This is a genomic window from Dinghuibacter sp. (assembly GCF_035492835.1).
Taxonomy (GTDB): domain Bacteria; phylum Bacteroidota; class Bacteroidia; order Chitinophagales; family Chitinophagaceae; genus Dinghuibacter.
Genome location: NZ_DATJIY010000085.1, coordinates 1 through 11,286, shown reverse-complemented (window position 1 = coordinate 11,286; position 11,286 = coordinate 1). Strand labels below are relative to the sequence as shown.

Here is an 11,286-nt window from a genome sequence, read left to right as displayed (position 1 = left end):
GAGTTGTTCACCTCCGAAGGGTGCTCGAGCTGTCCGCCGGCGGACGTGGTGCTGGCGGGTCTTGACAAGGAATATCCGGGCCAGGTGCTGGTCATGGGTTACCACGTGACGTATTGGGACCGGCAGGGATGGAAGGACCGTTTTAGCGATCCGGCGTATTCGGACCGGCAGCGGGAGTATGCACGGGTGCTCTCTTTGAAAGACGTGTATACGCCGCAGGCAATCGTTAACGGCTCGACCGAAGCCATTGGCTCCGATAAAGACCGCCTGGAGACGCTGGTCAAAGAGGCGTTGGGGACGCCCGTTAACGTGGGCTTGGAAGGGCAGGTGGACCAGGACGGGTTGGGGCATTGGACGATCCGCTACCAGGTGGACCGGCCGGGTCTGCGGGTGCAGGCGGCGCTGGTCCAGAAGCGGGCGGAGACCGACGTAAAGGGCGGAGAAAACGAAGGCCGGTCGCTGAGACACGTCAATATCGTGCGGGCGCTGGGTACCGGGCAGAATAACAGCATATCGTTGAATTTCGACATCGCCCCCAAAGATGCGCGGCTGTTCCTGTGGGCGCAGGATACTGCGACGGGGCACATACTAAAGGCGATCGAGCTGCAGCTGCACTAGGCGGGCGCGCGGGCGTCAAAGCGGCGCAAACCTGCGAATGCGCGCGCCCTAGCGCCGCTGCTTCCGCGCCGCGCGCGCCGCCGCGTTCTTCTGCGCCATGCGCGACACCGTTCGCGCCGCCGCCTCCGACGTGAGCCCGTCTTCCGGCGTATTCATCACATAGTCCGTCAGCTGGGACACCGTGGACACCGCCACGTGCATCCGCGTGTCGCTGGACGCATAATAGATATAGACGGTCCCGTCATCGTCGGTGATCCAGCCGTTGGAAAATACCACGTTGGAGACGTCCCCTACCCTTTCGTCGCCGCGCGGCGCCAGGAAGTAGCCGCCGGGCATATACAACACCCGGGTGACGTCGCAAAGGTCCGTCATGAACATATACAGCACATATCGCAGACCCGCCGCGGTATTGCGGACCCCGTGGGCCAGGTGGAGCCAGCCGTGCGGCGTGCGGATCGGCGCAGGGCCGAGGCCGTTCTTGCCTTCGTATACCGTGTGGTAGACCTTGGGGGCGATGACCGTCTCGCGGGTGATGACGGCGCGGGTGATGTCGGGGGCGAGCCCAAAACCGATGCCGCCGCCGCGGCCTGTCTGGATAAAACCGTCCTGGGGGCGGGTGTAAAAGGCGTACTGGCCGGAGACGAATTCCGGATGTAGCACGACGTTCCGTTGCTGGGGAGAAGGGGTTACGAGGTTGGGGAGCCGTTCCCAGACGCGGAGGTCGTGCGTCCGGGCGATGCCGCATTGCGCGATGGCGGAGCTTTCGTCGCCGACGGCGGCGGACGGGTCTTTACACTCGGAGCAGAAGATGCCATAGATCCATCCGTCCGCGTGCTGTACGAGCCGCATATCGTACAGGTTGGTCTCCGGAGCGCCGGTACCCGGCATCACGATAGGCGCCTCCCAGAAACGGAAGTCGTCCACGCCGTTGCTGCTTTCGGCGACGGCAAAAAAGGACTTCCGGTCGGAGCCTTCCACCCGCGCGACCAGCAGATACCGGTTGTCGAGCTTGATCGCGCCCGCGTTAAAAACGGCGTTGATGCCGTAGCGTTCCATCAGGAAGGGATTGGTCTTGGGGTCCAGGTCGTATCGCCAGTGCAACGGGGCGTGGTCCGCGGTCAGGATCGGGCGCTTGTACCGCTGGTAGACGCCATTACCCATTTCCTCGGGTTCGTTGAGGGCGTTTACCACGGTGCTATGGTATAGTTCCAGTTTTTCTAAGCGTTCGTAAAAGTCCATAATCCGTTTGTTATTGGTACAGTTTTTCCCGGGCGGCGTCCCGTAGGAACAGGGTGTTGTCCATCCGGTAGAATCGAACGAAATCGTCCTCTGATGCCTGGCCTTTATACGGTGCGTAGTAGTGCATGTGCGGAGGCTTCATATAAGGATTCCAGCCGGCGTTGCGCCATACCATCACGTACGCGACGGGATGGTGCGCCAGTGCGGGGGCCAGGACGCCCGTCCACCAATGGGGGTCGGGTACCTGCTCAAAACCCGTTTCGGCCAGCGCCTCTACCTTCCCCGTCATGGCGGCGGCGCTGTCGAGCACGGATAATTGCCGGCCGATGAGCGACGCGAAACCGCCGTTGTACTGATACGTATCGAAGCTGACCATGTCCGTTTCGTCGTCCCCGGGGTATCGCGCCATAAAACCCTCCAGCGTCGAAAAGTTGTCCCCGGCGTTGTATACCCATAGGATATTGTGCAGCCCCATCGAGTCGTTGAGGTAGTGCCGCGTAAACCGCCAGAGTGCCTTGAATGTAGCCGCGTCGCTGTGCGACGCCCCCCACCAGAACCAGCCGCCCGTCAATTCGTGGAACGGCCGGAACAGGACCGGTACCCCGTCGAGACTGCGCACGAACGTACCGAGACGCTCCAGCCAGGATACATACAATGCATGGTGCGTGCCGCCGGGTAGTATGGAGGCAACGGTCCCCGGTATCGTGTCCCACGCGGTGCCGCCGAGTGGGTTCGGGCAGTGCCAGGTGAACGTATTGACGCCGCCGGATGCATAAACCCAGCGCACATACGACCGGATGCTGTCGAATGGAATGCCGTTTATGTCGCTCGGGCGGCCGGATTCGAGCCCGCTGAAGTCCCAGCCGAACAGTCCCGGGTAGTCGCCGGCGACGTCGTGCACGTCACTCCGGCCGGGGTCGGCCCGCCACCCCACCCCATACGCCAAGTCGTCCTGGTGACCGAACAGGTAGCCCTTGGCGGGCAGGCGGTGGAGCGCAGCCAGCAGGCGGCGCGTCTGTGACGACGCGCGGCGATCTGCCGGCTGCGCAACGACCGAAGCCATTAAAAGCGCGATAAGGATCATTTGACGAACGCGCACTCGTCGATATACATCAATTCATTGACGTCCCCGCTCTGCCCCTGGAGGAAGAAACCGAGCTGCTGCGCGAGCGTGCCCGTCGCCCAGTAGTTGAGCTGACCGGCGCCGGTGCCCAGCGGGATCTTGTAGTAGGTCCAGGTGCCGGCGGTGGTGGCGATCTGCTGGATGGCCGCCGCCGAGGTGTTCTGGCTGTAGCCGCCGGGCAGCTTGTCGCCGACGAGCACCAGCGTGTGGTTGACCGTGCCGCCCTTGACCCAGAAGGTCAGGTATTTGTAGCTGGGGTCGTACGGGAAGCCGCCGCTGGGCGCGTTCCAGCAGGCCCAGCCTTCGATCTGCCAGGCGCCGGCGGGATAGTTCAGCTGAGCGGAAGCGGTGCCGCCATACGCATGTGCCTGACCGGAAGTAATACCCGACGGGTGCGTCCAGGAGTTGTCGAACCAGGTATTCTGGAAGTTGCTGTTAAACACGATCTGGTAGGCGTTGTCCATGTCCACGAATTCCTGCGACGACACCGCGGTTGCCGGTGTGCCGGCGGAAGAATAACTGAATACCAGGTTGCAACGGTTGACGGCGGAAGCGCCAAAGGACAACGTCATGACGGTATCTGACTGGTCGACGATCGTGGCCTGGTCCGAGGAGCCCGACAAACCGACAGACGTCACGGTGGAGAAACCGACGCCTTTCAAGGTGATCTGCGACCCGCTCCAGAAGTCATAGTCGGAGACGCTGTTGACGGTGGGCGGTGGCGGGATGACGACGAAGTGATACCGCACCACCCCATAGAGCGTGGTGATCGTCAGCGTATCCGTCGCCTGAGGCCCGCTGGTCGGGGTATTTTGCGGGATGGACACCAGCAGCGATCCGTCCGTCATCAGCGCCCGGTTGAAATACGCGGAGGTCCCGTTGAAGGCCACGGTGACGGTAGCGCCCAGGTTCGCCCCATAGATCATGTAATACTGGCCGGGGTTACCCGCGGTGGTGACCGAATCAAAGGCGTAGGCGTTGCCGGACAGGACGTTGACCTTCAGGGTCGTGTCCCCGGCGCTGTTGTACGTGACGATCGTATCGTAGTGGAGGGCGGTGTCGGTTTTATTCCAGGTGTGCACGGAGGTGATGGTCGGGGCGCCTTTGCCCGGCGTAAAGCCGAGGCTGTTGTATTTCCGGCAGGAACCCAGGACGGCCAGCCCACATAGGAGAATGATGAATTGTTTCATATGGAAAAGAGTTTAAAATACATAAGGAACTGGGGGTTGGAGGAGCGTCGGGTCCGCCGCCGTTTCGGTGGCGGGGATCGGCATCAGGAAGTTCGCGTCGGTCGGGGTGACATAGACCGTGTTGCGCTGGTAGTCGGTATAGTTGTTGGCCGCGGTGCCGGCGCTGTTGGAATCGCCCCGGTTCTGCTGTGAAATGATGCTGATGGCCACCGGGTGGTGGGCGTTGTTAAAGCCGTCGATCCGTTGGAGGTCGTACCAGTAGTCCGCTTCGATCGCGAATTCCAGCCGGCGTTCGTTCAGGAGCTGTTGGTAGCTGAAGCTCGTCCAGCCGCCCAGACCGGCGCGCTGGCGGATCAGGTTTATATACTTCAGCGCCGTGGGATCGGACGACGTCGTCGATAGCGGCATCCCCGTCCCGGGCGTCACGCCCGCGGCCTTACCCATGATGGCTTCGGCCTCGATCAGGTAGATGTCGGCGTAGCGGAGGATATACGTGTTGTTGGACGTGGCCTGGGCCGCGCTTTGACCGTTGTTGTCCGCGGGGGTGCCGACCACGTATTTCTTCATGGCGGCGTGTACGCCCTGCTCGTTGACCTGTAACGGGCAGGTATAACCGCCCTGGGCCTTGTGGAGCTCGGCGTAGTATTCGCCGGGGAGCATGATACAGCCGTGTCGGCGAATGGAGTCGCCCTCGTTCTTGAAGGCGTCCTGGAGGTCCCAGCTGGGGCCTAGTTCACCGTAGCCGTCTCCGGTGCCCGTCAGGAAGTTCCCGTTTTCGCCGTCGGCGATGACCGACTGGATCTGGTTCCCGAAGCCGTACCCGCCGTTGGAGGTCCACTGCAGGGCGATCATGGATTCCTTACAGTTGTTGCCGGCCAGCTCGAAGATGCCGGTATAGCTGCCGGCGACGTCCAGACCCATCAGGCCGAAGTAGCCGCTGTTGATGACCTTTTCCGCCTCGATCTGGGCGCTGTCGTACTTCTGTTCATAGAGGTACACCTTGGCCAGGAGACCGGAGGCGGACTCGCTGGAGACGTGACCGGAGGTGGCGTCGCCGTGCGTACAGTTGGCCTCGGCGAACTGGAGGTCCAGGGTGATGAACTTGTATATGTCCGTCACGGGGTTGGTCGGGACGGTCTGGAAGGTACCGGTGTATTTGGCCGGGTCGGTGATGATGGGCACGTTCCCGAAAAGACGCACCAGGTAGAAATAAGCCGCGGCGCGCATCGTGCGGGCCTCGCCCAGGGCCTGGTTGACGACCGATGCCGGTACCGAGCCGGGGACGGCGGAGGGGAGGTTGTTGAGCAGGGCGTTGGCTTGGGCCACCACCGTGTACAGGGAGTTCCAGGTGCTTTGGACGGCGAGCGTCGCGTTGCCCTGGCTGAAGTTCCGGAACGCGTCGAATTCACCGTCCGTACCCGCGTAACAAACCGCGTTCCCGGCCTGGAGGTCGCCCACGGCCAGGAAAGCCTTGCCGTTAAAGCCAAACCAGGGTGCGGCATACAGGATGTTCGGGGAGGACTGGACTTCGTCCGTGGTCTGGTAGTACGTACCTACCGTGGCCTGGTCTTCCGGCGCGCGGTTGAAGAAGTTCTTCTTACAACCGGTGGCGGCGGCCAGGACGAGTGCGCTATAAATGATTTTTTTCATTGTGCTTTCGGTTTAAAATTCAGCATTCAATCCAAACGTGATCACGCGCGGCGCGGGATAACGGCCATAGTCTATATTCTGCAGGAGCGGGTTCTGGTTCAGCGAACCGACTTCGGGGTCGAGGCCGCTGTAGTGCGTCAACACGTACAGGTTCTGACCGCTGAGGTAGGCCCTGAGGCGGTTCATCTTTACGTACCCGGCCCATTTGGCGGGGAGGCTGTAACCGATCCGCACGTTCTGTATCCGGAGGTACGACGCGTTCTCCAGGAAACGGTCGCTCATCACCAGGTTGTTATTCCCAAAACCCGAGCGGGGTGTCGGGATATTGGAGTTGGGGTTGCTGGGCGACCAGAAGTTCGCGGACTCGGCGCGTTGGTTCATATAGAGGCCGTATTGCCCTTCCAGCTGGTAGTTCAGCGCGTTGAGGATCTTGCCGCCCTGCGAGCCCATCAGGAAGATGGACAGCTCAAAGCCCTTATAGGTAAAGTCGTTGGACAGGCTGTAGGTAAAGTTCGGGTTGGGATTGCCGAGCGCGTATTGGGTGTTGGGCGCGCCCTTGGCGTTGCGGCCGGCATACAGGATGTCGCCGGTATAGATGGCGTTGCTCAGCGTCCGGTCGCTCGAGACGACCTCGGGGGAGCCGATCACGTTTTGCGGGTTCTGCGCGAGGTCCTTGAGCTGCGCCTGGGTCTTGATGATGCCCGCGGTCTTGTAGCCGTAGAACTCGCCGATCGGACCGCCCACCTGGGTATAGGTGGCGGGGATCTGGGGGCCGAAACCGGTGGAGACGTTCCCGATCAGCGCCGGGAAGCCGTTCAGCGATTCGACCTTGTTGGTGTAATGGGAGAAGATCAACGTAGTGTTCCAGCGGAAGTCCCTGGATTGGATGTTGTGGCTGGTGATCGAGAACTCGAAACCGTTGTTGTCGATCTTGCCGGCGTTGACCCAGGGTGGTTGCACGATCGCGGCGTTGGAGTATTCCGCGGTACCGCCGGAAAGGAAGGCCGGCAGCGGCTGCTGGAACAGGAAGTTCTTCGACGTCTTCTTATACACGTCGAAGCTGGCTTCGATCCGGCCGTGGAGCAGCCCGAAGTCGACGCCCAGGTTTTCCTGGATCGCCGTTTCCCAGGTGAGGTTGGGGTTGCTGAAGTTGAATACGCTGAAGGCGGTACCCAGCCCCGTTACCACGGGTTGGATGGCCGAACCGTACTTGTACCCGCCGCCGGTGTTGGAGTTACCGGTCGTGCCGTAACCCACGCGGATCTTCAGGTTGCTGACGAACTTGGCGACGTCCGCCATGAACCGTTCATCCCCCAGCTTCCATGAACCGGAGATGCCCGGGAACCAGCCGGTCTGGTGCCCTTGCGCGAAGTTGGAGGACCGGTCGCGGCGATCGATGCCCTGTATGCTGTATTTGCCGTCGTAGGTATAGATGATACGCCCGAAGTAGGACTCCATCACGTTCGATCCCTTGGACTCGGCCAGGGTGTTGTTGGATTGCGTACCCAGCCCGAGCGTCTGTATCGTGTTCCCCGCGGTAAAACCCTTGGTGCCCGCGTTGACGCCGTTGTACGTGGATTCCCAGACTTCGCGCCCCGCCTGCACGGTGATCGCGTGCTTGCCGTATGTGTGGTTGAAGTTCAGGTGTTCCACCCAGTTCCAATAGTTGTCGGAGGCGTTGTATTCGTTCAGCACCGCCTGGGTATTGACAAAGGCCGCCGAAGAACCGGCCGCGCCATAGGAATAGGTCGGCAGGAAGGTCTTGGCGCCGCTCCAGTCGAAGTTCCCGTCGATCTCGGAGTGGAGCGTGATGTCCAGCGGGAACTTGATGTCGCCGTAAAGACTGCCCTGGGCGTTGCTTTGGCGCAGGGTGTTGGTGATGTTCAGCGCCTGCTGGACCGGGTTGCGGCCGCCTTCGATCGTCCCGTTCACGACCGCCGGTCCGGCAAAGGACCCGTCGGCGTTGTACACCGCGGCGTCGGGCGCCGCCAGGAGCGCGTTATAGATGATCCCGTAAGAGTTGCCCAACCCGATGTCCGAGAAGCTTTGGCTGGCCGAGAAGCTCGTACCTGCCTTGAACCAGTTGTTGACCTGCGAATTGACGGTGGCGTGCACGCTATACCGGTTGAAGTCAGACGCCAGCACCGTCCCGTCCTGGTCGAAATAACCGCCGGAGACATAATAGTCGGTTTTGCCGTTGCTGCCGGAAAACGAAAGACTGTGGCTGGTTTCCGGGGCCCTGCGGAAAACGGCCTTTTGCCAGTTCGTGCCGGGTCCGAGTTTCGAAGGGTCCGAAAACTCGACCCTCCGGGGGAGCCCGAATTCGTCGGCGAGCGTATTTTCAAACGAAGCGTATTGCGGCAGGTCCATCACCTTGAGGAATTTGCCCTGCTCCTGTTGGCCCCAGTAGCCGTCGTAGCTGATCTTACCGGTACCGGCCTTGCCCTTTTTGGTGGTGATGATCACCACGCCGTTCGCCCCGCGGCTGCCGTAGATGGCGGTAGCGGAGGCGTCCTTGAGCACGTCGATCGATTCGATGTCGTTAGGGTTGAGCTCCGTCAGGAAACTGGGGCTTTTTTCCTGCTCGCTGGGACTGGCGGGGTTGGTCAGCTGGTGACCGCTGTTGGAGGAGTTCCCGTCGATGGCCACCCCGTCGATGACGTAGAGGGGTTCGCTCCCGCTAAAGGAGGTGATACCGCGGATCCGCACCGACACCGCGGCGCCCGGCGCGCCGGAGTTCTGGGTGATGGTGACGCCGGCCGCCCTGCCTTGCATCATCTGGTCGATGCTCGGTTGCGGGATGTCGGCAATGTCCGACGCCTTGATGCTGGAGATGGCGCCGTTCACGTCGCCTTTTTTCTGGACGCCGTAACCGATGACCACCACGTCGGTGAGGTTTGTCGCGATTTGCCCGAGCGTAACATTGTAGGTGTCACCGGAGCCAATGCTCACCTCCTGGGCCTTCATCCCGACAAAGGTGACGACCAGGGTTTTTGCGCCCGCGGGCAGGGTTAAGGTGAAATGTCCGTTTACGTCCGTTTTGGTGGAGACTTTTGTCGATTTAACCGACACGGTGGCTCCCGGCAAGGTCACGCCCTTATCGTCCGAAACGGTCCCGCTGATCGTTTTGGATTGAGCATGAACAACATAGCTAAGGAGACATAACACGAACGCATAGAGGGGAAGCAGTAATTTTCTTCTCATAACAAGCGATCATTAATTTGGTTAAAAATACGACCACTCGTTGCAGAAGAAATAATACTATTTTAGCATTTCCATGGCGTTTTTTCCAGGAATGCCAACGTTGCTATTCTGAAAGGTGCTGCTGTTCTACGTTTTGGGTTGACACAATTCATTGTATCCTGCGCATATTTTGTACTATTTTACCATAAACTGAGCCAATCTTATCCGCTATGTCCAAGATGATTATCAAGGAGATCACACCGTTGACAAAGGCGGATTGCTTTACGCTCTTTTCCCGTTACAAAACGGAGTTCGACTTCCCGCTCCACTATCACGAGGAGTATGAGCTGAACTATATCGAGAACGCCGGCGGCGCCCAGCGCATCGTCGGCGACAGCGCCGAGGAGATCGACGACCTCGAGCTCGTCCTCTTCGGCCCCAACGTCCGCCATGCCTGGCTCACCCATCGCTGCCAGGGTAAAAAGATCCACGAGATCACCATCCAGTTCAACAAGGACATGTTCAGCGACGTCTTCCTGAAGCGCAACCAGCTCGGGAATATCCGCGGGCTCTTCGACAAGTCGTTGTCGGGGATCGTCTTTTCCCGCGAGACCGTTTCTTTTATCGCCCCGCGCATCAAACGACTGGAACGCCTGTCCGGCTTCGATTCGGTGCTCGAGCTGATGTCGATCCTCCACGACTTGTCCCTCTCGCGTAACCTGCGGCTCCTGTCATCCTCCGGCGTTTTTTCCGATTTCTCGGACAACCACCGCATCGACCAGGTGGTCCAATTCCTCAACGAAAACTTTGGCAAACCCATCCGCCTCGGTGAAGTAGCGCGCATCGCCGGCATGACCGAGACGGCGTTCTCGCGCTTCTTCAAGGCAAAGACCGGCATCACCTTCGTGGATTGTCTCAACGACATCCGGCTGGGCCACGCCTCGCGGATGCTCATCGATACCACGAATTCGATCGCGGAGATCGCCTACGATTGCGGGTTTAATTCGATTTCGAACTTTAATAGGATTTTTAAAAAGAAGAAGGGGGCACGGCCGAAGGAGTTCCGGCAGAACTATAGCAATAGCGGGACGCGGATATTTATTTAGTCCCTTCGCTGCCGCTCCAGTGCTCCGTTATTCTCCCGGGTGGTAGGTTTTTTCGGCGTGGGCCATGACGTCTTCCTTGTAGAAATAGACATCCTTGAACCGACCCGTGGCGTAGCCCTCGGCCTGGTCGGTGAAGTGCGGGTCTTTGGGGTCGCTGGATTCGCCACCGGTGACGATCGTTTTTGCGTGTACGCGCGGGCCGAATTCTACGGCGGCGATGAAGCTGTTGCCGGAGAAGCCGTAGCGCTTTTTGACGCCGGGCATGATGCGGCTGACGAAGGAGGGGAGACAGCCAAAGGCGGACGCGACGGAGGCGATGGGGATGCTGGGGCGGTTGTCGTCGTAGGTTTCCTGGATATTGCCGGTAAGGCGCTGGTAGCGGTTTTCAGCGCCCCAGGGGACGCGCCAGGTGCCGAAGCGGGTGCGGAGGTCTGCGACCACGGTTCTTAAATCGGTTAGCTTTTGCGCGTCGGTGGAGCTATCGACTTCTTTTTGGATGTTGTCGGTTTGCCAGCTGGCTCGTTCGGCGTATGTCAACCGCGGCATGTGACGGGTCATGAGGGTCCCCCACTCTACCGCCAGGGTCGTCGCGATGGAGGTGTCGCTGGCGTAGCGGTCCCAAGCCTTGAGGATCGCGATCGGCTCGTCCAGCGCCGTGTCGCTGATTTTGAGTATCGGCGGCAGCAACACCTCGAAGGCTGCCAGGTAACGGTTGTAGCCTTTGGCGATCAGGCTGTCGAGCGTGAGGCCGCGGGCGTTTTGGAGGAGGCGGATGGCGTTGACGGAGCGGAAATTCTGGCCGTCGGGAGCCATATAGGCGGGGTAGTCGTCGCGCCGGGGACTGGCGTCGCCGGAAATGGCGTAGGGCGTGGAGTTGCAGTTTTGTATCCAGCCCGTCGACGGGTTGAAGACGCGGACGAGCTCGTCGAGTCTGTAGGTGCCTTGCCATTCGGTGGCGGAGGTCGTGCCGTCTACCGGCTGGGTCCAGTCGAGCGTCGTGTCGCGTTTGGGCATGAAGTTGCCGTGCCAGTAGGCGATGTTGCCGTAGTCGTCGGCATAGACGGTGTTGTTGGTGGTGTTGGAGCGCAGGTCCATCTCCTTTTTGTACTGGGCGAAGGTTTCGGCCTTTGTCGTGAGCCACGCCTCCATCAGGGCTTTGAGCGAGCGGTTGTTTTCC

At 60.4% G+C, this 11,286-nt stretch carries 8 protein-coding genes; 2 read left to right on the top strand and 6 right to left on the bottom strand.

What is annotated here, in order from left to right; genetic code table 11:
* Positions 1-618, top strand: a 618-nt coding sequence (locus VL547_RS08085; protein ID WP_325577103.1) for a DUF1223 domain-containing protein, incomplete at its 5' end; no start/stop codon positions are given.
* Positions 619-666: 48 nt separating this feature from the next.
* Here the strand turns inward: VL547_RS08085 and VL547_RS08080 are convergent.
* From VL547_RS08080 to VL547_RS08060, 5 genes are read right to left on the bottom strand one after another with little or no spacing between them, the layout of a single operon-like run.
* Positions 667-1,857 (bottom strand): glycosidase, encoded by a 1,191-nt coding sequence (locus VL547_RS08080; protein ID WP_325577101.1) that lies wholly within the window; start codon positions 1,855-1,857, stop codon positions 667-669.
* 10 nt (positions 1,858-1,867) lie between these two features.
* Complete coding sequence (locus tag VL547_RS08075; protein ID WP_325577099.1) at positions 1,868-2,920, bottom strand: glycoside hydrolase family 26 protein; 1,053 nt, start codon at positions 2,918-2,920, stop codon at positions 1,868-1,870.
* Positions 2,921-2,937: 17 nt separating this feature from the next.
* The gene (locus VL547_RS08070; protein WP_325577097.1) at positions 2,938-4,170 is read right to left on the bottom strand and encodes a hypothetical protein; all 1,233 of its coding nucleotides are present in this window, start codon (positions 4,168-4,170) and stop codon (positions 2,938-2,940) included.
* Positions 4,171-4,182: 12 nt separating this feature from the next.
* Positions 4,183-5,820 carry a RagB/SusD family nutrient uptake outer membrane protein gene (locus VL547_RS08065; protein ID WP_325577096.1) on the bottom strand — a complete coding sequence of 546 codons (1,638 nt, stop codon included), beginning with the start codon at positions 5,818-5,820 and terminating at the stop codon, positions 4,183-4,185.
* 12 nt (positions 5,821-5,832) lie between these two features.
* Positions 5,833-9,024 carry a TonB-dependent receptor gene (locus VL547_RS08060; protein ID WP_325577094.1) on the bottom strand — a complete coding sequence of 1,064 codons (3,192 nt, stop codon included), beginning with the start codon at positions 9,022-9,024 and terminating at the stop codon, positions 5,833-5,835.
* Positions 9,025-9,233: 209 nt separating this feature from the next.
* On the opposite strand from VL547_RS08060, the gene VL547_RS08055 reads away from it, so the two are divergent.
* A complete protein-coding gene (locus VL547_RS08055; RefSeq protein WP_325577092.1) occupies positions 9,234-10,109 on the top strand; it encodes an AraC family transcriptional regulator in 876 nt (291 codons plus the stop codon).
* A gap of 27 nt (positions 10,110-10,136) precedes the next feature.
* Here the strand turns inward: VL547_RS08055 and VL547_RS08050 are convergent.
* Positions 10,137-11,286: penicillin acylase family protein (locus VL547_RS08050; protein WP_325577090.1), on the bottom strand; the 1,150-nt coding region annotated here is incomplete at its 5' end.

Excerpts from the sequence above, each read along its gene's own strand:
- VL547_RS08075 (WP_325577099.1), bottom strand. The coding sequence starts at position 2,920 with ATGGCTTCGGTCGTTGCGCAGCCGGCAGATCGCCGCGCGTCGTCACAG.
- VL547_RS08065 (WP_325577096.1), bottom strand. The coding sequence starts at position 5,820 with ATGAAAAAAATCATTTATAGCGCACTCGTCCTGGCCGCCGCCACCGGT.
- VL547_RS08055 (WP_325577092.1), top strand. The coding sequence starts at position 9,234 with ATGTCCAAGATGATTATCAAGGAGATCACACCGTTGACAAAGGCGGAT.
- VL547_RS08070 (WP_325577097.1), bottom strand. The coding sequence starts at position 4,170 with ATGAAACAATTCATCATTCTCCTATGTGGGCTGGCCGTCCTGGGTTCC.
- VL547_RS08080 (WP_325577101.1), bottom strand. The coding sequence starts at position 1,857 with ATGGACTTTTACGAACGCTTAGAAAAACTGGAACTATACCATAGCACC.
- VL547_RS08060 (WP_325577094.1), bottom strand. The coding sequence starts at position 9,024 with ATGAGAAGAAAATTACTGCTTCCCCTCTATGCGTTCGTGTTATGTCTC.